The organism is Collinsella aerofaciens (assembly GCF_005844325.1).
Classification (GTDB): domain Bacteria; phylum Actinomycetota; class Coriobacteriia; order Coriobacteriales; family Coriobacteriaceae; genus Collinsella; species Collinsella aerofaciens_G.
Window position 1 is genome coordinate 51,397 of sequence record NZ_SPFY01000008.1, and the last position, 22,213, is coordinate 73,609.

A 22,213-nucleotide genomic window follows, 5' to 3' on the forward strand; every position below is an offset into this window, starting at 1 on the left:
GGCGTCATGATCCCTCACGCGTCAGCGCCAGGTCCTAGAGGGCTAGACGGATTGCATCGATGATGCGCGCACAGCGCTGTGTGGCGGCTAGGGGCATGACGGGACTCTTGAGTTTCCCCGCCCGGATGAGCTGGGTCGCATGCCGGATTTCGCCGTAGAAATCATCGACCTCAAACGGGGCATTTATTTCGAACATTCGTCCGTCGGAGTACTTCACATGGGCGAGCTCGGGGCGATGGAGGCGCTCGATTTCCAACGAACCCCGCTCGCAGGCAATCGTTAAGCGGCTTTCATATGCTGCTTTGCCGTCGCACACCATATGAATGGGTATGCCGCCGACACTCATATGGATCTCATCGGCCCAATCCACGCGGCCGCCCGATACGTCACGCCAGCGAACTTCACGAGACGAAACATCGCACGCGCCCGTAAGCAGATCCTCAAACCACCCGACTGCATAGCAGCCCATGTCATATAGACAGCCGCCCTGCAACGGATCAAGCAGATAGCCCGAAGGAGACTCGCCGTAATCGAGCTTTTGCACGCTTTCAATCGAGACAATACGGCCAAGCTCACCCGACGCAAGCAAGTCCTTCACGCGAGTGCGCATCGGGCAAAACCGATTCTTCATCGCCTCCATAAACAGCACGCCGCGCTCGCGAGAGGTGGAGGCAATCGAGAAAGCCTCTTCCTCGCTCAAAACGGCCGGCTTTTCGCACAGCACGGCCTTTCCAGCGCGCAGCGCGCGACAGGCCCAACGCGTATGCATGCCATGCGGAAGAGCCAAGTAGATTGCGTCGACATCGGGATCGGCAATCAGCGCATCATAAGCCGCATCGCCGCTATCGTCAGCCGTGGCATAACTGCGCGCGGCGTCAATCGAAAACGCCCTGCAAAACTCCTCAACATGCGAAGGAGTGCGACCGGCGGCAGCCACAAGCCGTGCCCCGTCCACCTCCTTGAGCGACGATGCGAATCGATGCGAAATGTGTCCAGCGCCCAAAACGCCCCAGCGAACATCACGCAAACCATCACATGAATCCCGATAGCCCACGACAGCCCCCTTCAGTTGCGGTGGAATAGTTCCTGCTTGGCCCCTATTCTGCCGCAAACAGGAACTATTCCACCGCAAGTTATAAAAGGGGCATCAGGAGCGCGTTTTGCAAAAGGCTTTAAGCGCGGCCGTTACGGGACCAGGTTGGAAACGTCGGCGCACACCGTCGAGACGCTCGGGAATATCAATGTGCTGCGGGCAGTGTCGTGCGCATTTACCGCACTTGACGCAATTGCTCACCAGCTTGGGCTCGCTTGTGCGCACCGCGCTCGCCGTAAAGTATTGAGACAGCCCCGTAAACCAACTATGCGCGTAGCTCGCGTTGTAGGCGCCAAAGCAACCGGGAATATTGATGCCCTTGGGGCACGGCATGCAGTAGCCGCACCCCGTACAGGGCACGCGATTCGATTTCTCAAACTCTCCCAGCACACGTGCGATGGTATCGAGCTGCTCTGTCGTCATCGAATCCGGCAGTGCGCGATCCGCCAATGCCGCGTTCTCGTCCACCTGCGCGGTATCGGTCATGCCCGAAAGCAGCATCGTGACTTGAGGATGGTTCCACACCCACGAAAGGCCCCAAGCAGCCGGCGTCTTCAGGTACGGATCGCGTACGTCATCGAGCACGGCGCGGGCCCGCGGAGGCAGCTTGCCCGCCAGGCGTCCACCCAAAAGCGGTTCCATCACAAACACCGCGAGCCCGCGCTCGGCGGCTGCCATGAGTCCCGCCGTTCCCGCTTGGTAGCGCTCTCCGGCATAGTTGTACTGGATCTGGCAAAAATCCCAGTCATACGCGTCAAGCATCATGAGGAAATCCGCCGCACCGCCGTGGTACGAAAAACCTATCTGGCGAATACGCCCCGCAGCCTTTTGGTGCGCAATCCAGTCCTCGATACCCAAAGCTGCCACGCGCTCCCACTGCGCAGGCGAGGTGATGTTGTGCATGAGGTAGTAGTCGATATGGTCAGTCCGCAAACGGCGCAGCTGCTCGTCAAAAAAGCGGTCGAAATCCTCCGCACATTTGCACGAAGCGTGCGGCAACTTGGTCGCGAGCAAAATCTGGTCACGCAGACCCAGGCGCTCAAGCGAAGCTCCCACACAAGCTTCGTTACCGGGGTAGAGATAGGCCGTGTCCAGATAGGTTATCCCTTGCTCCACCGCACGGGAGATGATGGCATCGGCCGTCTTCGCATCGGGATGTCCCGGCGCACCGGGAAACCTCATGCAGCCCAGACCCAGAGCGGATATTCGGTTACCACTTTTGGGGTCAACACGGTATTGCACGGCCCCTCCCTTCGCCATCAGCGCCCCGGCAAGGCGAAACACAATGGTCACGCAGCCGAAACATCGTGGAATCGCAATCGAGAATGTATCGTAACGTAGCAGAAATCGAGCCGTCACGACACCGCTTTAACATCAGCAAAAAGCCCGATGAAAGGAAGCGACCGTGACCACACGTGAGGACGCCTACCCCTACCCCGGCGAGCAGTACATCCTCTCGGTCGACCGCTATCAGATCGAGGTCATGGACCATCTGGACGAGCTTCCCGCCACAGGCGCCGTCATCTTCTGCACCTTCCCCAAGGTGCGCGATGGCGTTGGATATCCCGCACGCGTTTTCGCGGTCTGCCCCGCAGCGTAAGCTCCACGCGTCCATTCATTTAAAAATCGCCACCCTGCATGCACAAGGTGCGCTGGCGGCATACAATCCATCAGGCGCCCCTTACGCGGGCACCTTTTATATGGGGAGATAATTCACATGCAGATCAACAAGGTCACCTTTATCGGCAAGGGCGGCGTCGGGCTACTCTACGGCAGTATGATCGCCCAGGCACTCGGTAACGACGCCGTCGAATACGTTATGGATGACGCCCGTTTTGAGCGTCACGCGGGCGATGCGCTCACCGTCAATGGCAAGCCCTGTGCGCTCAAGTCCGTCCGCGCCAGCGAGGCAACGCCCGCCGATCTGGTCATTCTCACGGTCAAGACGACTGGACTCAACCAAGCACTCAAGACTATGGAGCGCGTCGTGGGACCCAATACGCTCATCGCCTCGCTGTGTAACGGCATTACGAGCGAGCAGAAGATTGCCGAGCGCTTTGGCTGGGAGCATACCGTTCTTGGTATTTGCCAGGGCATGGACGCCGTGTTCCTCAACGGAGAGCTCACCTTTACCAATGCGGGCGAAATCCGCTTTGGCGCGGCGGCCGGCACTGAGCTCGCAACCGTCACCGCCATCGACGAGCTCTACACGCGCTGCGGCATCGCCCATACCGTCGAGAGCGACGTTACGCACCGCATGTGGGCCAAACTCATGCTCAACGACGGCATCAACCAGACGTGCATGGCCTACGGCGGGACCTACGGAAGCGCCACGGAGCCGGGCTCCGAGCAGCGTCGCTGCTTTGTTTCTGCCATGCGCGAAACGCTTGCGGTCGCCAACGCCGAGGGCATTGAGCTGACCGAGGCAGACCTGACGCAGATGGTGCACCTCATCGAGGGAATCGACCCCGCCGGTATGCCCTCAATGGCGCAGGACCGCATCGCACAACGAAAAACCGAAGTCGAGGAGTTCGCGGGCACCATTTGCCGCCTGGCCGTCAAACACGATATCCAAGCGCCGCAAAACGATTGGCTCTATCAGCGCATCCGCGATATCGAGAAAAGCTGGTAGCGCCCGGCTCACCACGTCAACAGGCTCAACAGCAAAGCCGCCACAAGGAGCACTCCCCTTACGGCGGCTTTCATCTTCATCTATAACCAGTAGTCGATGTCCCGACGGTTAGAGCTGCGACTCCGACGCCTGGTCCTCATCGTCGCGACAAAGGGCTACACCCGCACTTCCCAGCAGTGCGGCCGCGATCAACGCACTGACCACGATAGAGGCAGCCCCACAAGACCCCTGCATGCCCACAACGAGCGCGGCCGTAGGACCAAGGCAGCCAAGCACCAATGCGACGGCGGCAATAGCAATATCTCGAGCGTTCACAAGACCACTTCCTCCACGAGAAAGACCTTATTTCTCATGAACTAGTGTGCCCCGCGCCCATATGCGCGGCGTACTGCCACGGTAAGCGCTCTGTTAACTCAAACGCATACATAGAACGGGCGTCCTTACGTTGCCCTAAAGCTCGGTAAAGACGCCCGTCCGTCAAATATCCGTGATGCAGAAAAATTACCAGCCAGTGTAGTAATCGGTTGTTCCGGCAGCGCAGCCGGAGTCATAGACCTTGCACTCGCCCTTGGACCCGGTAAACGTGGAGCCCTGGGCCTTATCGCCCGCGGCAACGACGTAGTAGCCATCGGAATCGCGCCAAAAGCCCTCGGCGTCCTGCGTCCATTCGCCCGTGCGGTGGTGATACAACACGTTGCTGCTGTAATAAGTCTCGCGGCGGCCGTTATAGTTATTGACGCCGCTCGAGCGCGTCAGGCCCGAGCCGTTCGCGTAATACGCAGCAGACGCGTAAGACGAGCCGGAGCCGGCGTTGTAATACGAAGCCTGAACGGCCTCAGCGGCCTCGGCTTCGGCTGCGGCAGCCTCGAGCGCCTCGCGCTTGGCATCCTCGAGCGCGGAGCGAAGCTCGTCGAGCTCGGTCGACTTGGCGTCGACCTCCCCCATCGTCAACAGGCTACTCGCGCCGTCGATGCAGCCCTGCAACACAGCGCGCTCGTCATCGGTAGCATAGTCGCCATACATATTCATAATGATCTGAGCGCGCATCTCCAGGGAATCGCGCTTCGCCCCCATCGAGGCGTTCCACTCCTGCATAGAGCCGTAACCGTCACCGCGGTAGTCGACGGGCTGCACCAGCGTCGCCTCGGACGGCGTAGATCCGACCGTATCGGATAGTGTTGCCGCGTGGGCATCAGTTGCGCCGACGCCCGCCAAAAGTGCCACGGTCAGAGCGGCGGAAAGGGCGGCGGCTTTCGGTTTTCGTGAATCGATCCTCATGTAGCTGGAAACCTCCGTAGTGTGTTTTTGCTGCGTTTAGGCTGCGTGTGATTCGATCGCGCTGCATAGTACCCCGAGCAAATCGCGACCTGCGGTTTTACTCAAAAGGCGCACGTCAATTGCGTAAAACTCACATCCTCTCAACAGGAGTTTTCCACAACTCAAATGCATAAATCGTATCAAAAACCCTGTTTTTGCACCCTCTCTATGCAAAAAAGGCGCCTGTGCAACCATTGTTCGCACAGGCGCCTTGAGCAGGCATTTTATGCAGTTATACCTATCGAGTCGCAAGGGGTCCTTGCACAAGTCGCCTTACTCGTCCAGCGCGACGAAGGCCTGCTTCAGATCCCAAATGATATCCTCGGCGTTCTCGGTACCGATGGAAAGACGGATCGTGGAGGGCGTGATGTTCTGCTCGGCGAGCTCCTCGGCAGAGAGCTGGGAGTGCGTGGTGGTAGCCGGGTGCACGACGAGCGACTTGACGTCGGCCACGTTGGCGAGCAGCGAGAACACCTGCAGATGATCGATGAACTTCCAAGCTGCCTCCTGGCCACCCTTAATCTCAAAGGTAAAGATCGAGGCACCGCCACGGGGGAAGTACTTCTGATAGAGCTCGTGATCGGGGTGCTCAGGCAGGCTCGGGTGGTTCACCTTGGCGACGTGGCTGTCACCGGTCAGGAACTCAACGACCTTCTTGGTGTTCTCGACATGACGGTCAACGCGCAGCGACAGAGTCTCGGTGCCCTGGAGCAGGACCCAGGCGTTGAACGGGCTGATGCAGGCGCCCTCGTCACGCAGCAGGATAGCGCGGACATAGGTTGCGAAGGCAGCGGGACCGGCAGCCTCGGCAAACGAAACACCGTGGTAGGAGGGGTTGGGCTCAGCGATCTGGGCGTACTTTCCGCTCGCCTTCCAATCGAAGTTACCGCCGTCGACGATCACACCGCCCAGCGAGGTGCCGTGGCCGCCGATGAACTTGGTTGCAGAGTGGACGACGATGTTGGCACCATGCTCCAGCGGACGGAACAGATACGGGGTGCCGAAGGTGTTGTCGACAACAACCGGCAGACCGTGCTTCTTGGCGACCTCGGAGGTGGCGTCAATGTTGGGGATGTCGGAGTTGGGGTTGCCGAGCGTCTCAAGGTAAATGACCGTGGTGTTGTCCTTGATGGCACCCTCGACCTCTTCCAGGTTATGGGCATCGACAAACGTGGTCTCGACACCAAACTGGGAGAGCGTATGCTCCAGCAGGTTGTAGGAACCACCGTAGATGGTCTTCTGAGCCACCACGTGGTCACCGGCCTGGGCAAGAGCCTGCAGGGTATAGGTGATAGCAGCAGCACCGGAGGCGACGGCAAGACCTGCCACGCCACCCTCGAGGGCGGCGATACGGTCCTCGAAGACGCCCTGGGTGGAGTTGGTCAGACGGCCGTAGATGTTACCGGCGTCGGCAAGACCAAAGCGGTCGGCGGCGTGTTGGGAGTTGCGGAACACATAGCTCGTGGTCTGGTAGATAGGCACGGCACGGGAGTCGGATGCAGGATCGGCGCTCTCCTGACCAACGTGCAGCTGCAGGGTATCGAAACCAAAGGTGTGCTCGGGGTTGTTGATGAACTGGCTCATGATGATCTCCTTGATCGAACAAAAGTAATAAGAGTAAGAGAAGTGAGTCGCTGTCTCCTGATCACGCCGACGGGCGCAAACAGGAGCCCGGCATTCGTCTTGGTAAGCAATTCATATGCGGGCCTCCTTTCGCATCCCGGTTCCGTAGTTGGCTTAATTACCTACCGTCTTTGTGTGTTTTGAATAGTACGAGCATTGTTTTCCTCGGTCAATCACTTTAAAGCGCTAACCTGTTATCGGTTTTATAGATAACACTCGAAAGGACGGGCGCCGATGACCCTCCAACAGCTTCGCTTTTTGATCGCCGTGGCAGAGTCCGGTTCGATCAACGCCGCAGCCCAGCGCCTCTATACGGCACAGTCCAATATCTCCAATGCCGTCAAAAGCCTGGAGCAGGAACTTCATATCGAAATCTTTACGCGCTCCAGCCGCGGTGTTGCACTCACCAACGACGGCACCGAGCTTTTGGGTTATGCACGCCAGGTCGTAGAGCAGGCCGACATGCTCGAGGCCCGCTACGAGGACGGCGGTACCCCGCAAGCCCGCCTCGCCATTTCCGCCCAGCACTACGCCTTTTCGGTCGAGGCCTTTGTCAACGTGGTCGAGCGCTGCCGCGACAGCAAGTTCGAGTTCATCATGCGCGAGACCACCACAGCGCAGATCATCGACGACGTGCGCGCGTTTCGCAGCGACATCGGCATCCTCTATCTGGACGACTTTAATACCCGTGTCTTGCAGAAGGCCTTTACCGATGCCCGAGCGAGCTTTCATCCCCTCTTTGATGCGAAAGTCCACGTGTTCGTTAGCGAGCGTCACCCGCTCGCACGCCGCCCTCAGCTGTCCCTTGCCGACCTCACGCCCTATACGCGCTACAGCTTTGAGCAGGGAACCTCGAACTCCTTCTATTACGCCGAGGAACCTTTTAGCTATATCCCTTGCGACCGCAACATACGAATCTCGGACCGTGGAACACTTACCAACTTACTTATCACGTCGAACGGTTACACCCTGTCGACCGGTGTCCTCTCCAATGAAATGCAATGGGGTATGGCATCGATCCCGTTAGTAGACGCCCCGACGATGCACGTAGGCTATATCATGCACGACGATCGCAAGCCCTCTCCCCTCTTGCAGCAATACCTCGACGAGCTCAACCGCATCATCCATGCCAACCAACTGTCGGAAGACGGGGTAGAAATCGTAGATTGCTAGCCCCCGGCGGGCATGGCGCTACAATGGTCACTCGCACGAAACATACCCAACGAAAGGAACCATGTGAAGGTCATCATCTATACCGACGGCTCGGCCCGATCAAATCCGGGACGCGGCGGCTACGGCGCCGTGCTCAAATACACCAACCCCGCCGGCAAGACCTTCACCTCCGAGCTTTCGCGCGGCTACGCCAAGACCACCAACAACCGCATGGAGCTCATGGCAGTCATCGTGGCGCTCGAGGCACTCAACCGCCCCTGCGACGTCGAAGTCCATTCCGATTCGCAGTACGTCGTCAACGCCTTCAACAAGCACTGGATTGACGGATGGAAGAAACGCGGCTGGAAGACTGCCAACAAGCAGCCTGTCAAGAACCGCGATCTGTGGGAGCGCCTGCTCACCGCAAAGAGCAAGCACAAAGTGGAGTTCATCTGGGTTAAGGGCCACGCCGGCCATGAGCTCAACGAGCGCTGCGACGAGCTTGCCACCACGGCGGCCGACGGCAGCAACCTCGATATCGACGCCGGCTTTAACGAGAGCGACCTGTAACGGCGTTTTCGCACGCTTTTGTGTCCTCCCGCGCTACACTCATCCTGTAAACCGAACGGCACGAGGGGGATACATGCTGCGTATAGCGACCATCGGCACATCCATGATTACCGACGACTTTATCCAGGTCGTCAACGCCAACGACCAAGCCGCGTTTGTGGGCACGCTCTCGCGCGATGCAAATCGCGGCGCCGCCTTCACCGCTAAGCACGGCGGCGAGCGTAACTTCACCGCACTTGACGAGCTTGCGTCTGCCGACGACGTCGACGCCGTCTACATCGGCAGCCCTAACGCACTTCACTACGAGCAGGCCCTTGCCTGCATCGCTGGTGGCAAGCACGTCATCGTCGAGAAGCCCTTCTGCGCCACCGAGGCGCAGGCGCTGGAAGTCTTCCGCGCTGCCGAGGCAGCGGGCGTCGTAGCCCTCGAGGCCATGCGCCCGCTCCATGACCCCGCTTTCCACGCCATCGAGGACGCCCTGGGCGAGATTGCGCCCATCCGCCGCGCCTCATTGCGCTTTGGCAAGTATTCCTCGCGCTACAACGAGATTCTCGCGGGACGCGCCACCAATATCTTCGACTGCAATATGGCATCGGGTTCCCTCATGGATATTGGCGTCTACACCGTCGAGCCCATGGTCGAGATTTTCGGCATGCCCTCCGGCCTTACGAGCATGGCTACTCTGCTCGACCCCACCACGCGACAGCTCACGCACGGCCCCATCGACGGCTGCGGTTCCATCCTCGCCAGCTACGGCGGTGGCCGTATCTCCGTCGAGCTCGCGCACTCCAAAATTACGAATGACCTGCTTCCCTCGCAGATCGAAGGCGAGCGTGGCACTATCCAGATTGACCATCTGTCCACGCCCCGCAACGTCCGTATCGACTATCGCGGCGATGTCGTACGCGGCTCGGCGACCGAGGCGCCGCGCGGACAGGGCGACAACGGCCGCGTGCTCGACCTACCCAAATCGAGCAACACTATGGAATACGAACTCACAGACTTTATCACCGCCATCGGCGGCATCGATAACGTTAAAGAAGAGATTTGGGAGACCCCGGCGGGACGCCACGAGCTTGGCCACTACCGCGATGTCACGCTCGTCTCACTGCGCATCATGGATGCCGTGCGCCAGCAGGCCGGCATAACCTTCCCGGCCGACGCAGGCAAGCAGGCATAGCGATGGGCTTCTTCGATACGTTCTTCTCCAGCGTCACCGGCGGCAGTCGAGAGCCTCAAAAACCATCAAACGTCGAGCTCGAGCTGCGCCGCAGGCTTACTGTGCTCGCAAGCGACGAGGCCACTCAAGACACTCCCCTGCGCTATTTCCTGCGCTGGGAGGGGCAAGTCCAAGGCGTTGGTTTTCGCTTTACCAACACCAACCTCGCGCAGGCACGCGCACTCACCGGCTGGGTACGTAACATGGAAGACGGCTCAGTCGAGATGGAGATACAGGGAGCTCCGGCAAGCATCCTATCTCATCTCGAGGCACTTCATGCCTCCTACGAGCGCATGGGAACGCGTTTTCGCCTCGTAGATGCCCAGGCCCGAGCCCCACTTGCCAATGAAGACGGTTTCAGTCCTCATTATTAGTATTGTGTGCTAAATACGGTATCATTTACCTACGACCGTTGATAGAAAAGAGGCGAGGCGCATGGCGGCGCAAAGAAGGAATACCAGGCAGCGAAAGCTGGTTCTTGACGCCGTGCGCCAAAGCTATAACCATCCCACCGCCGACGAAATCTACAACGCCGTGCGCGCGCAGGATGACAAAATCAGCCGCGGTACGGTCTACCGCAATCTCAATCTCTTGGCCGACGCCGGCGAGATCCTCTCCATCAAGACGCCGGGCGGCAGCCGCTTCGATCGCACGATCGAGCCGCATGCGCATATCATCTGCACCTCGTGCAGCCGCGTCATCGACGTACCGCTCCCCTTCGATGCCCAGCTCGACGCCAAAGCGTCCGAGCAAATCGGCTGGCACGTCACGTCGCACTACACCATCTTCGAGGGTCTCTGCCCCGACTGCCGGTAGATGTTCGGGACATGCCTTAAAATCCACCTTTCCGCGCTTTGCAGCAAACAGTACATTTCTAGGCATGTCCCGAAAACCTACTCGGCGAGCAGGCGGTGCAGTTCTTCTTCGACCGTGTGCACGTAACGGACGCGATCGTTGATACCGCGCATGGTGGGGTTGCAGCTCTCCATCAGATAGGGATGGCCCACGACGTTGAGCATGTCGCGATCGTTCTCATTGTCGCCAAATGCCATCATCTCATCGGGCGAAATCCCCAGGACACGACCGTAATCGACAAGCGCGGAGCCCTTGCCCGAACCGAAACCGATAAGGTCCGTCCATGCGGTTCCTGACGTCATCACATCGACACGGTCGCCAAAGAGGCGCTCGAAATACTCCCGGGCCGCCGGATAATCCACCTCGGGCGTCTGGAAGCCAATCTTAATGACATCCTCGTCGATGTCCTCGGGACGGTCGACCACCGCCACATCGCAGTGGACCACATAGCGCAAATGGTCGACGAACGCATCGTTGCCGCTCATGGTGTAGATGTGCCCCTCACACGAAAGGGTCATGTCGGTATGGGGATACGCAACCACGGTATTCGCGATAACCATAGCAAGGCTACGCTCCATGGAACGCTTGACGACGGCACGCCCCTCGCTCATCACCAGGGTTCCGTTTTCGCATACATAGGCGAGCTCATCGGCCACCGGGGCAAACAGGTAGCGCAAGCTCGCATATTGACGGCCACTCGCCGGCATAAACACGATACCACGACGATGCAGCTCATCGATAAGCTCAAAGGCCTCGGAACGCAGCTCGCGCTCCCCCGGATGCAGCAACGTGCCGTCCAAATCGCATGCAATCAGTTTGATTCCCTCAAGACCCATATGCTTCCCCCAAAGCCTCATATCAACAGCAAGACGGACCTTGATCGGTCGCCCCTCAAAGCCCGTCTTGCGCATACGCGCGCTTAGCCGCGCGCCTTTTTTACGATGGTAAAGTCGGGAGCCATGCTCACGACGACCTCCGCCGCACTCGACGCAAAGCGCCGGTCCGCATCGAGTTCACGGGTAACCAGCGAGAGCCGAACACCCTCGACACCCCGGAGCATGCGGCCCAAAACAGGCTGCACCGGCGTATACATGCGCACAGTATGCTCGTCCGAGTCGCCCCGGAAGAGCGGCGCATGCATGTTGCCGATCTCCCAGCACGAATGCGCGAGCGCAATCGGGTCCATGCGGTCAACTTCGACCAAATAAACCTCGGCGCTGCGCAAGCGCACGACAACCGCCACGGGCACCATGCCCGAACGGTCAATGGCGAGCACGTCGCCGTCGGCAAGACGACCGCCGTCGGCAGTATCCAGCCGAACATCGACCGTGCGCCCCAGCTCCGTCACGCCCACAAACGCGTATACATCAGCCTGGTCCCAATCGAGCAGTAGCTCATCGACCTCAAAGACACCGCCCAGCTCCCGGCGAAGCAAAAGCTCATAGGACGGGTCGTTGAGATTTCCGAGGCACGTTGTCGAAACCAGATTTGCAGGCATAGCCTAATCCTCGACCTCGACGAGCTCGATATCGAAGTTGAGATCCTTACCGGCCAGCTCGTGGTTGGCGTCGAGCGTCACGGCCTCGGGCGTTACATCGATGACCACGGCGGGGACGGGCATACCGCTCGGCGTGGACAAGAAGAGCTTCATGCCCTTCTCAATCTGCTCGATGTTGGGAACCTGTTCGGCCGGGAAGGTCAGAACCATCTCGGGATTGTGCTCGCCGTAGGCATCGGCAGCAGGAATGTGCACGGTCTTCTTCTCACCCACCTGCATGTCGACAACAGCGGCGTCGAAGCCCTTGATCATCTGGCCGGCGCCGCAGGTGAACTCCAGCGGCTCACCGCGATCGTAGGAGCTATCGAACTGCGTGCCGTCGTCGAGCGTGCCGCGATAATGAGTCTTGACCTTCTTGCCCTGGTTGGACATGGAAACCTCCGTGATAAGGGCGGCGCACAACACGGGCCGCCATGAACATATGGCGCTAACTATACCCTAGTCATACAATTTGAAGACAGTTTGCAAAGAAACGCTGCAACCGGAGGAACCATGGCATATCCCGTATTTGACCTACACTGCGACACCGCCGACCGAATCGGCTGGGCCACGCTCGATCTCGACCTGCGCTTTACCGCCGGCACCGACGGTTATTTCCCCGGCGACGAAACGCATCCGCAAGATTTCGACCTCATCGAGGGTAACGCCTGTGCCATCTCGCTCGCAAAGATCGGCAACACGCCGTTGGCACAGTGCTTCGCCACGTTTGTCCCCGACGAGATTCCCACCGCCCACGCCGCGCGCTTCCAGGCGCAGATCATGGCGCATATGAGCGGCCAGGCAATGCTCAACCACGACCGTATGGTCAACGTGCGCAGCGCCGCAGACATTCGCCCCGCGCTCAAGGACGGCAAGGTCGCTTGCATCCACACCATCGAAAACGCCACGTTCTTTGCCGAGGACCCCGCGCTGATCGAAGTGCTCAAGAGCTTGGGCGTGCTTATGTCGTCACTCAGTTGGAACGCGCAGGGACCGCTCGCGAGCGGACACGATACCCACGCCGGCCTCACCGCCGCCGGCATCGAGACACTTACGCAGATGGAGCACGCCGGAATGGTACTCGACGTCTCCCACCTCAACGATGAGTGCTTTGACGAGGTTGTCGCCCACGCCACGCGCCCCTTCGTCGCCAGCCACTCCAACTCCCGTGCGGTTTGCGGCGTCAAGCGCAACCTCACCGACGACCAGTTCCGCACCATTCGCGACATGGGCGGCATCGTCGGCCTCAACTACTGCAGCGAGTTCCTATCCAACGACGCAACCGACAAGACCGCCGCAGACGTCACCTTCGACCAGCTGGCGGCACATATCGAGCACTGGCTCGACCTGGGCGGCGAGGACGTCATCGCGCTCGGCGGCGACTGGGACGGTGCCACGGTGCCCGCTTTCCTCTCCGATGCCAGCAAGATGCCCGAGTTCCAGAACATGCTCTCCAAGCATTTTGGCAAGACCGTGATGCAAAAGCTCTGCAGCGACAACGCGCTTGCCTTCTTTGAGCGTTATTAATTTCACACCCCTTGAGCGGGCCGGCATGCCGAACGGTCGACATGCCGGCCCGTCCCCAATCTGAAGGATCACTTTTGACGCAGCAGTTTACGATTTCCGTATCCCGACCGGATGGGACGCCCATCCCCGTCGTCGTTACCAAAAAGCGCGTCAAAAACTTCAACCTACGCGTCACATCGAGCGGTGAGGTCCACGCCAGCGCACCGCTCGACGCCAGCCGCGAGCGTATCGAAGCGTTTGTGAAGCGCAACAGCGCCTGGATTATCAGCCGACTTGCCCAGCGCGAGCAACGTCAGGCAACGGCGCGAGAGCCGCTCAGCCCCTCGTCCATCATTGCACTTTGGGGCAAGCCCATAACGGTACAAGATGCGCTCGACCACAACTTTGCATCACCCGCACCGCGGCCCAAGCAGGCCACCTTCGCAAGTTTTATGGGTGCCGACAAATCGGACGAACGCCCACAAGCCGAGCGGTGCGCAATCCTCGACGGCCTGACGTCCGATGAGCTCCAGACCCGCATCGACCAGCTCTATGCATCCGAGGTCACCACGGCGCTGCGCGATATGGTGCACGCGTACGAGATCGCAATGGGCGTCACCGTGGCCCGCGTTTCCGTACGTAGCATGAAAACGCGTTGGGGCTCATGCACGCCCAAATCCGGTGCCGTTCGCATCGCACGAGAACTTGCCGCTTACCCCGTCGAATGCCTCGACATGGTTGTCGCCCACGAGCTCGTCCACTTGCTCGAGCCAAGCCACAATCATCGGTTTCACACCCTGCTCGACACGTACTGCCCCAACAATAGAGCGCTGTCGCAGCGTCTCAAGCAGCCACCCATAGAGACGTATTAGAACCGGTTAGCGCACGCGCTCGATCTCGACGCCGCAGCTTGCCAGAGGAAGACCGACGGGCGCCCAAGGCTTATCGAGCTTAACGTGCACGCCAAGCAGCAGGGGGTAACGACGTAGCAGCATCTGGGCCACACCCTCGGCTGCAGCCTCGATGAGCTTAAACGTATGCTCGCGCAGATAGCCATCGACATCGTGGCATACCGAGCCGTAGTCAATCGAGGCGTCCAGGTTATCGTGCTCCCCCGCTGCACGCAGGTCGGCATAGAGCACCAGGGACACGATGAACTTCTGGCCCAGCGCGTTCTCTTCGGGATATACGCCGTGGTTAGCAAAAACCTCAAGACCTTCAACGGTGATGTGGTCGGCATGGCGCAGATCGTCATAGCTCACGTGGGGTACCGCCGTTGCGGTGGATATTTCGCCCCTTCCACGGCGGGCGAGCTCGGCACCTTCAGTCTTGGTTGCATTCTCGGGCAGTTTCTTATTGCTCATCGCGATCGTCTCCTTCGTTTAGGACCCCGACCGCGCAAACTAACTACACGCGAATCGACAGGTTCTTTTTATCATCGCTCCAGTTGCAAGCATTGCGCGCGGGGCATGCAAAGCAGGCGCGCGACGCTTTGTCGGCTGCATAGAGCAGGCGCTCAAGCGGTTGGCTGTTCACGCGCAGCTTTCGATGGCCCAGAATGGCCGTCTTAATGGCTGCGGCATCGGCCGGCTCAAACGCCACGTCATCGGGCATGCCGCCGAGAATCGCATCAGCGACGCGTTCGCTTGCAACATCATGAGATATACCCGATTCATACTGTTCATCTTTGCCGATATCGTGAAGAAGTGCCGTGGCGTAGATGACCTCGCGGTCAAATTCGAGCTGTTCCTCAAGATTCTTGATCCACATAATGCGAGCGACATCGAGAAGATGGTCAATACCATGGCGGCAGAAGATGCGCCCCGATTCCAACTGTGCAATGTTGCCCAGGTGCCGCCGGAACAGCCCGTTGGCACAAATGTAATCAATACGAGGCATGGCACCAAAGGGGGCCAGGCCCGAAGCCATAAAGCCGCGACGCGACGTCCCCTCGTCGGTCTTCGATGTAAAGTCGTTGACGACCCTCATGCTAACGGCCCAGCATCCTAAAGAACCGCTCCTCGAGCGCGGGATCGGTCTCAAAGACGCCGCGGCGAGCGAGCGTCACGGTCTTGGTGCCGGGCTTTTGCACGCCGCGCATCGTCATGCACATGTGCTCGGCTTCCATCAGCACAATCGCCCCTTGGGGAGCAAGATATTCCATGAGGGCATCGGCAACCTGTGCACACAACTGCTCCTGCAGCTGCAGACGACGGGCATAGACTTCAACCGTGCGAGCGAGCTTAGACAGACCCGCCACGCGACCGTTAGGGATATAGCCGATCGCAGCCTTGCCATAAAACGGCAGCAGATGGTGCTCGCACAGCGAGTAAAACGTAATGTCGCGCTCAATAACCAAGTCGTTCGAAGCGACGGCAAAGGTTTTGGACAGGTGCTCCTCGGCACTCTGATCCATACCGCCGGCGACCTCACCATACATACGGGCAACGCGCGCCGGGGTCTCCAGCAGGCCCTCACGAGTTGGGTCCTCGCCTATGCCCTCAAGCAACAGCTTAATGGCGGCCTCGACTTTTTCCTGATCGACCATCTGGGCCTCACTTTTCCGATTTCACGTTCGCGCTATGGTACCACGCCCTTTGGCATCGGCCACAAGCTACATAGTATGGGTCGAATAGACCGGATCGTCCCGCCAAAGCTCCACAGCGTCGCAAAGCGCAACGCCCTCGCGCACAGCACGGGCGCGCGTGGCGTTCATATCAATCACGCGCTGATTGCTCGAGCCCCTAAAGCGCAACGAGATATCGTACAGATCCTGAACGAACGGGCCGTCCACCAACATATCGAGGCAGGCAAGGATACGGTCCGTCGCCTCGGTATGGTGACGACCACCCGGCATAAGCTCCTCGAGCACGTCGCCGGTGAAGCACCAAATGGTCTTGCCCGACCCCGCGGGATAGGCCGCACGCACGCGTTCGATAAAGTCAACGAGCCCCGCCTGATTCTCGGGCTCCATAGGCTCGCCGCCCAGAATCGTCAGGCCATCGATAAAGGGATGATCGAGACTCTCGATAATCTTGTCCTCGACGGCACGATCGAACGGCTCACCCGCAGCAAAGTCCCACGCGACAGAGTTAAAGCAATTCTTGCACCCACGACGGCACCCGCTCACAAACAGAGAAGTACGAACGCCTTCCCCATCAGCAATGTCGAAATACTTAATGTTCGCGTAATTCATAGGTAACTCTCCCGGGAGGCCGGGACATATCATCCCGTCCTCAAACATTCTCGGCCTGCGGCCTGCGAAACTGCGGGCGGGACGATATGTCCCGGCCTCATGCAAAGGGTAACTCAATGAACGAAGCGAACATCGAGCATAGGGTTCGAGATCTAATAAAAACTGGGTTGCGGCTCAACCGCCATCGCAAGTAAATCGCAGCTGCAGCTCAAATTATTTCCGCTAAGAACTTCGAGGAGTGAGCAGACCGCATGCCGCATCTCAGCTACGTCAACTTGGCCGCCCCGTAGCGAGGCCCCGGACCTTTGCTCGATATGAGTTCCGCACGAACAGGAGGCGCCAGTGGCGCCTCCGTCGTGAGCCAGGACTGTCCGAAATAGCGAGTAAAGGTCCGGGGCCTCGCTACGGGGCGGCCTGGGATGGTTATTAGAGATGCAGCACGCGGTCGCGGATCTCCTCGGTTCGGCCCTGGTTCCAGAACTGGGTACCGATGTAGCCGCACGTACGACGAGCGACGTTCATCTTCTCCTGGTCGCGGTTGCCGCAATTGGGGCACTCCCACACCAGCTTGCCATCGTCCTCGACAATCTTGATCTCGCCATCGTAGCCGCACACCTGGCAGTAGTCGCTCTTGGTGTTGAGCTCGGCGTACATGATGTTGTCGTAGATGTACTGCATCACGCGAATGACAGCCTTGAGGTTGTCCTGCATGTTGGGAACCTCAACGTAGGAAATGGCCCCGCCCGGCGAAAGCTGCTGGAACATGCCCTCAAACTTGAGCTTGTCGAAGGCATCAATCTCCTCGGACACGTGGACGTGGTAGCTGTTGGTAATGTAGCCCTTGTCCGTCACGCCCGGGATAATGCCAAAACGACGCTGCAGGCACTTGGCGAACTTGTAGGTCGTCGACTCCAACGGCGTGCCGTACAGCGAGAAATCGATATCGCTCGCGGCTTTCCACTCCGCACACTTGTCGTTCATGCGCTGCATGACCGCCATGGCAAAGGGCGTGCCCTCCTTCTCGGTGTGGCTGTGGCCCGTCATGTACTTGACGCACTCATACAGACCGGCATACCCCAGGCTGATGGTGGAATAGCCGCCCACAAGCAGTTTGTCGATCGTCTCGCCCTTCTTAAGGCGCGCCAGGGCGCCGTACTGCCAAAGAATCGGCGCGGCATCCGAAAGCGTACCCATCAGACGCTCATGACGGCACAGCAGGGCGCGGTGGCACAGCTCAAGGCGCTCGTCGAAGATCTTCCAGAACTTATCCATGTCCTGATGCGAGCTCAGCGCGACATCGGGCAGGTTGATGGTCACAACGCCCTGGTTAAAGCGACCGTAGTACTTGGGCTTGTTCGGGTCATAGTTCAGCGCGTTGGCCACGTTGTTAAATCCGTTGCCCGAACGGTCGGGCGTCAGGAAGCTGCGGCAACCCATGCAGGTGTAGCAGTCGCCGTTGCCGGCGGTCTCGCCCTTCGACAGCTTGAGCTCGCGCATCTTCTTCTCGGAGATGTAATCGGGCACCATGCGCTTGGCGGTGCACTTGGCAGCCAGCTGGGTCAGGTAGAAGTACGGGGAATCCTCGTGAACGTTATCGTCCTCGAGTACATAGATAAGCTTGGGGAATGCCGGGGTAATCCAAACGCCGGCCTCGTTCTTAACGCCCTCGTAGCGCTGGCGAAGCGTCTCCTCCACGATCATGGCAAGGTCGTGCTTCTCCTGGGGCGTACGGGCCTCGTTAAGATACATAAAGACCGTCACGAACGGCGCCTGGCCATTCGTGGTCATAAGGGTCACGACCTGATACTGAATCGTCTGGACGCCGCGACGAATCTCATCGCGCAGACGGTCCTCAACGACTTCGCGAACCTTCTCGGCAGACGCAGAGACGCCAAGCTCATCGAGCTCGCGGGCAACCTCGCCGCGAATCTTCTGACGGCTCACCTCAACAAAGGGGGCAAGATGGGTCAGCGAGATAGACTGGCCGCCGTACTGGGAGGAAGCAACCTGGGCGATAATCTGCGTCGCGATGTTGCAGGCAGTCGAGAAGCTGTGCGGCTTCTCGATCAGCGTGCCCGAGATAACAGTACCGTTCTGGAGCATATCCTCCAGGTTCACCAGGTCGCAGTTATGCATGTGCTGGGCAAAGTAGTCCGAATCATGGAAGTGAATCAGGCCCTCATTGTGAGCATCCACAATCTCCTGGGGCAGCAGCACGCGCTGGGTCAGGTCCTTGGAGATCTCGCCGGCCATATAGTCGCGCTGAACGGAGTTGACGGTCGGGTTCTTGTTGGAGTTCTCCTGCTTGACCTCTTCGTTGTTGCACTCGATCAGCGACAGAATCTTGTCGTCGGTCGTGTTCTTCTGGCGCTTCAGGCTCTGAACATAGCGATAGATGATGTAATGGCGAGCGACCTCGTAGCAGTCGAGACGCATAATCTCGTCCTCGACCAGATCCTGAATCTCCTCGACCGACACGGTGTGGCCCGCGTTCTCGCATGCCTCGGCGACGTTTTGTGCCGCGTAAACCACCTGGCGGTCGGTAAGACGAGAGCTCTCCTCGACCTCCAAGTTTGCGGCGCGGATGGCATTGACAATCTTATCGATGTCAAAGACAACCTCGGTGCCGCTGCGCTTGATGATCTTCATCCTCTTGCCTCTTTCGCGTCGAAATCGTATTGCGCTTCAGAGCCAAACGATGCCCGGCAGGGCTTGCCCCTGTCTTGCGGCGCCGTCGCGCAATCTGTGTTTTCGAAAACCATAGGCCCTCATGCGGACAATCCTCGCAGCCAATCAAGGGGCTCGAAGATCCATCCAAATGGGGCGAATAAGGTCCTCGTTCTCTGTCCGCCATCTATCATACGACAAAGAGGCATCTATATCCTGTATTCTTTTTTTAGGTCAAACACAACATATAGTGTTTCAGCAGGTCAAAGCAATTAGTCATTTTGCAGACGCATTAATTATGAGGGGTTCTTGGCAAGTCGGTAAAACGTTACCAACACGGCTACCTGCATGGCAGTTATAAAACCCCCTTAGTCAAGCCGCTGACAAATCCTACCAAAACCAAGCCGCTCACGCCAAAAGAATCCAAAAGATTATGCTTGACCAACATGTTGCGGTCACGGTCGGCCAGGACGTATGCAACCTGCCGGCACCTCTACGGGGACCTTGGATCAATATTTGCTGGCATATTTGACGGCGTGCTTGGTAGCAAAACAAAACAGCTCAGAGGACATAGCCTCTGAGCTGCGAACATTTGGTGGGCGTTAGAAGATTTGAACTTCTGACCTCTTCCGTGTCAGGGAAGCGCTCTCCCCCTGAGCTAAACGCCCAAATGGAGCGGACAACGGGGCTCGAACCCGCGACCCCAACCTTGGCAAGGTTGTGCTCTACCAACTGAGCCATGTCCGCTTACGAGGATTAATCTTACGTGATGCCCGCATCCTATGCAAGAACTTTTTTTGAAAAGTTTTGCGACGCTCTCGCGAGGGCATCAGTCGTCACGAAAGGCGCGAACAAACGCAGGCTCGCAGCGAGATGCCCCTACATATCACCGAGCATGATCCAGGCAGAGCTGTCCTGCGCGAGCCTGCCGTCTGAAAGCGGTGATGAGGTGAGCAGGACCCTGCCCGCCGGCAGCTCCACGGGTGCTGCACCGAAGTTCGTCACACACGTCCAGCCGTTATCGCGGCGATAGGCGATGACGCCGCCCTCAGCGCCCTCGGCACCATCCGCAAGACCGGTGCGCCCGTCAAGATCGAGCCACGCAAGATCGTTGGCGCACCCGCGCAGCTTGCGCCGCAGCCAGAGGGCGTCACGATAGAGCGCAAGCATCGATGTCGGGTCCGCTTCTTCCTTATCGGCAGCATAATCGGAAAACCATGCAGGCTGCGGCAGATGGGGCGCCGCATCGGCGTCTGCCGGCGAAAACCCAAACGATCCGCCATGCGCGGGATCGTCCGCCGCCACCCACGGCAGGGGCACACGACAGCCGTCGCGCCCCTTCTCACGCTTCGGTCCGTGCGTATTGGTCGCAGTAGGGTCTTCGAGTGCAGCCCACGGGATATCAGCCACCTCAAAAAGGCCGAGCTCCTCACCCTGATACACGTATGCCGAGCCCGGAAGCGCCAGTTCAAGCAAAAGGGCCGCCCGCGCGCGGCGCTCGCCGAGTTCACGGTCCTCGTCATAAGACGACCCGTCGCGTAAGAGCCAGTCGAGCGCAATCTGGTGGTAGCGCGTCGCCTTGATTTGCGGCAGGGCATAGCGTGTCGCCACGCGCGGCACGTCGTGGTTGGAGAGTACCCAGGTCGAGGCGGAATCGGATTCGACGGCTGCCTTCAAGCCCTTCTCGATTGCAGTGTGCATGTCATCATAGGTCCAAGTGGCCTTGGCAAACTCAAAGTTGAATGTCTGGCCAAGCTCGCTGGGACGCGCGTAGAGATACTGGCGCTCGGGCAACACCCACGCCTCGGCAACGGCGCTGCGCGGCGGATTATAGCGGTCGAACACGCGGCGCCACTCGCGATAGATCTCGTGGACCTCATTGCGGTCCCACAGCGGATGGGTGCCGTCGTCAACCATGTCATCGCCCTCGGCGAGATGCCACCGGTCGAGGTCATCGCGGTCGAGATCCTTGGCGAGACCCTGCGCCACATCAATGCGAAAGCCGTCGACGCCTCGATCGCTCCAAAACGCCAGGACGTCGCAAAAGAGCGCGTGAACCTCAGGGCATGACCAGTCAAAGTCCGGCTGCTCGGGCGTAAACATGTGCAGATACCACTGACCGTCCGCAACACGCGTCCATGCGGGGCCGCCAAAGTTGGCATTCCAATTGGTGGGAGGCAGCTCGCCATGCTCGCCGCAACCATCGCGGAAGATATAACGGGCGCGCTCGGGAGATCCGGGGCCGGCGGCAAGAGCGGCTTTGAACCAGGGGTGCTGGTTGGATGAATGGTTGGGCACGATGTCGACGATGACCTTGATGCCGCGCGCGTGAGCCGCAGCGATCATGTCATCGAAGTCGTCAAGCGAGCCGAGACGTGGGTCGACATCGCAGTAGTCCGCCACATCATAGCCGCCATCGACAAGAGGCGATGGGTAAAACGGGCTCAGCCAGATGGCCTCGATACCCAGCCGCTCAAGATAGTCCATCTGCTGGGTAATGCCCGCGATATCGCCCAGACCCGAACCAGTCGAATCCTTAAACGAGCGCGGGTAGATCTGATAGATCGCAGCGTCGGACATCCATGAGCGCGAAGAAGACTTTTCTGTAGCCATGGGGCGTATCTCCCTTGCAACGAGGTTATGCGAGATGCCCACGATGATACGCCCAAAGCGGACATTCGCGGCAAACAACGCCACAGCCACGCCCCAAAACGCTCGCTCCCTCTCGGGTTCGAGCCCATGCGATGGATACAAAAAAGCCCGGCTACCGTAGTAGCCGGGCTGTTGCGTTTGGAGCGGACAACGGGGCTCGAACCCGCGACCCCAACCTTGGCAAGGTTGTGCTC

The 22,213-nt window shown here is 59.1% G+C and carries 23 protein-coding genes and 2 tRNA genes; 9 read left to right on the forward strand and 16 right to left on the reverse strand.

What is annotated here, in order from left to right; translation table 11 throughout:
- Positions 1–34 precede the first annotated feature (34 nt).
- Positions 35–1,054: a Gfo/Idh/MocA family protein gene (locus FGQ61_RS04160; protein WP_249360931.1), complete on the reverse strand. Its 1,020-nt coding sequence runs from the start codon at positions 1,052–1,054 to the stop codon at positions 35–37.
- Between the two features lie 93 nt (positions 1,055–1,147).
- Positions 1,148–2,335, reverse strand: coding sequence for an aldo/keto reductase (locus tag FGQ61_RS04165; RefSeq protein WP_138374656.1), 1,188 nt, complete (start codon positions 2,333–2,335; stop codon positions 1,148–1,150).
- A 163-nt stretch (positions 2,336–2,498) separates the two neighbouring features.
- Here FGQ61_RS04165 and FGQ61_RS04170 point away from each other — a divergent pair, with 163 nt between their 5' ends.
- Together FGQ61_RS04170 and FGQ61_RS04175 are read left to right on the forward strand one after the other, a co-directional pair.
- Positions 2,499–2,693, forward strand: coding sequence for a cyclase family protein (locus tag FGQ61_RS04170; RefSeq protein WP_138374657.1), 195 nt, complete (start codon positions 2,499–2,501; stop codon positions 2,691–2,693).
- A 117-nt stretch (positions 2,694–2,810) separates the two neighbouring features.
- Positions 2,811–3,725 (forward strand): ketopantoate reductase family protein, encoded by a 915-nt coding sequence (locus tag FGQ61_RS04175; protein ID WP_229025899.1) that lies wholly within the window; start codon positions 2,811–2,813, stop codon positions 3,723–3,725.
- Between the two features lie 108 nt (positions 3,726–3,833).
- Here FGQ61_RS04175 and FGQ61_RS04180 read toward each other — a convergent pair whose 3' ends face one another.
- From FGQ61_RS04180 to FGQ61_RS04190, 3 genes are all read right to left on the reverse strand, one after another.
- Entirely contained in the window at positions 3,834–4,040 is a 207-nt protein-coding gene (locus FGQ61_RS04180; RefSeq protein WP_138374659.1) for a hypothetical protein, read from the reverse strand.
- A 186-nt stretch (positions 4,041–4,226) separates the two neighbouring features.
- A complete protein-coding gene (locus tag FGQ61_RS04185) occupies positions 4,227–5,003 on the reverse strand; it encodes a hypothetical protein (RefSeq protein ID WP_138374660.1) in 777 nt (258 codons plus the stop codon).
- Between the two features lie 312 nt (positions 5,004–5,315).
- Positions 5,316–6,626: an O-acetylhomoserine aminocarboxypropyltransferase/cysteine synthase family protein gene (locus tag FGQ61_RS04190; RefSeq protein WP_138374661.1), complete on the reverse strand. Its 1,311-nt coding sequence runs from the start codon at positions 6,624–6,626 to the stop codon at positions 5,316–5,318.
- Between the two features lie 273 nt (positions 6,627–6,899).
- Here FGQ61_RS04190 and FGQ61_RS04195 point away from each other — a divergent pair, with 273 nt between their 5' ends.
- The 5 genes from FGQ61_RS04195 (at position 6,900) to FGQ61_RS04215 (ending at position 10,422) form a co-directional block, all read left to right on the forward strand.
- Entirely contained in the window at positions 6,900–7,838 is a 939-nt protein-coding gene (locus tag FGQ61_RS04195; RefSeq protein ID WP_138374662.1) for a LysR family transcriptional regulator, read from the forward strand.
- 12 nt (positions 7,839–7,850) lie between these two features.
- Complete coding sequence (gene rnhA, locus FGQ61_RS04200) at positions 7,851–8,387, forward strand: ribonuclease HI (RefSeq protein ID WP_171021500.1); 537 nt, start codon at positions 7,851–7,853, stop codon at positions 8,385–8,387.
- Between the two features lie 73 nt (positions 8,388–8,460).
- Positions 8,461–9,567 (forward strand): Gfo/Idh/MocA family protein, encoded by a 1,107-nt coding sequence (locus FGQ61_RS04205; RefSeq protein ID WP_138374663.1) that lies wholly within the window; start codon positions 8,461–8,463, stop codon positions 9,565–9,567.
- A 2-nt stretch (positions 9,568–9,569) separates the two neighbouring features.
- Complete coding sequence (locus FGQ61_RS04210; protein ID WP_138374664.1) at positions 9,570–9,980, forward strand: acylphosphatase; 411 nt, start codon at positions 9,570–9,572, stop codon at positions 9,978–9,980.
- A gap of 61 nt (positions 9,981–10,041) precedes the next feature.
- A complete protein-coding gene (locus FGQ61_RS04215; protein ID WP_138374665.1) occupies positions 10,042–10,422 on the forward strand; it encodes a Fur family transcriptional regulator in 381 nt (126 codons plus the stop codon).
- Between the two features lie 77 nt (positions 10,423–10,499).
- On the opposite strand, the gene FGQ61_RS04220 is transcribed toward FGQ61_RS04215, so the two are convergent.
- The 3 genes from FGQ61_RS04220 to FGQ61_RS04230 all read right to left on the reverse strand — a co-directional run bounded on the left by FGQ61_RS04220 (position 10,500) and on the right by FGQ61_RS04230 (position 12,391).
- Positions 10,500–11,297, reverse strand: a complete 798-nt coding sequence (locus FGQ61_RS04220) for an HAD-IIB family hydrolase (protein WP_161115752.1) — start codon at positions 11,295–11,297, stop codon at positions 10,500–10,502.
- Between the two features lie 83 nt (positions 11,298–11,380).
- Positions 11,381–11,959 carry an urease accessory protein UreE gene (locus tag FGQ61_RS04225; protein WP_138374667.1) on the reverse strand — a complete coding sequence of 193 codons (579 nt, stop codon included), beginning with the start codon at positions 11,957–11,959 and terminating at the stop codon, positions 11,381–11,383.
- A gap of 3 nt (positions 11,960–11,962) precedes the next feature.
- Complete coding sequence (locus FGQ61_RS04230) at positions 11,963–12,391, reverse strand: FKBP-type peptidyl-prolyl cis-trans isomerase (protein ID WP_117817160.1); 429 nt, start codon at positions 12,389–12,391, stop codon at positions 11,963–11,965.
- Between the two features lie 120 nt (positions 12,392–12,511).
- On the opposite strand from FGQ61_RS04230, the gene FGQ61_RS04235 reads away from it, so the two are divergent.
- Entirely contained in the window at positions 12,512–13,525 is a 1,014-nt protein-coding gene (locus tag FGQ61_RS04235) for a dipeptidase (protein ID WP_138374668.1), read from the forward strand.
- A 74-nt stretch (positions 13,526–13,599) separates the two neighbouring features.
- The gene (locus FGQ61_RS04240) at positions 13,600–14,376 is read left to right on the forward strand and encodes a M48 family metallopeptidase (protein ID WP_171021501.1); all 777 of its coding nucleotides are present in this window, start codon (positions 13,600–13,602) and stop codon (positions 14,374–14,376) included.
- Positions 14,377–14,382: 6 nt separating this feature from the next.
- Here the strand turns inward: FGQ61_RS04240 and folB are convergent, their stop codons facing one another.
- From folB to FGQ61_RS04280, 8 genes are all read right to left on the reverse strand, one after another.
- Positions 14,383–14,868, reverse strand: coding sequence for a dihydroneopterin aldolase (gene folB / locus FGQ61_RS04245; RefSeq protein WP_138374670.1), 486 nt, complete (start codon positions 14,866–14,868; stop codon positions 14,383–14,385).
- Between the two features lie 43 nt (positions 14,869–14,911).
- Complete coding sequence (locus tag FGQ61_RS04250; RefSeq protein WP_171021502.1) at positions 14,912–15,493, reverse strand: HD domain-containing protein; 582 nt, start codon at positions 15,491–15,493, stop codon at positions 14,912–14,914.
- 1 nt (position 15,494) lies between these two features.
- Positions 15,495–16,052, reverse strand: coding sequence for a GTP cyclohydrolase I FolE (gene folE / locus FGQ61_RS04255; protein ID WP_138374671.1), 558 nt, complete (start codon positions 16,050–16,052; stop codon positions 15,495–15,497).
- A 66-nt stretch (positions 16,053–16,118) separates the two neighbouring features.
- Complete coding sequence (nrdG, locus tag FGQ61_RS04260; RefSeq protein ID WP_022094398.1) at positions 16,119–16,700, reverse strand: anaerobic ribonucleoside-triphosphate reductase activating protein; 582 nt, start codon at positions 16,698–16,700, stop codon at positions 16,119–16,121.
- A gap of 426 nt (positions 16,701–17,126) precedes the next feature.
- Complete coding sequence (gene nrdD, locus FGQ61_RS04265) at positions 17,127–19,349, reverse strand: anaerobic ribonucleoside-triphosphate reductase (protein WP_138374672.1); 2,223 nt, start codon at positions 19,347–19,349, stop codon at positions 17,127–17,129.
- Positions 19,350–19,960: 611 nt separating this feature from the next.
- Positions 19,961–20,035, reverse strand: a tRNA-Val gene (locus tag FGQ61_RS04270).
- 3 nt (positions 20,036–20,038) lie between these two features.
- Positions 20,039–20,114: transfer RNA gene (locus tag FGQ61_RS04275), tRNA-Gly, on the reverse strand.
- Between the two features lie 132 nt (positions 20,115–20,246).
- Positions 20,247–21,980 (reverse strand): glycoside hydrolase family 13 protein, encoded by a 1,734-nt coding sequence (locus FGQ61_RS04280; protein WP_195211975.1) that lies wholly within the window; start codon positions 21,978–21,980, stop codon positions 20,247–20,249.
- Positions 21,981–22,213 lie beyond the last annotated feature (233 nt).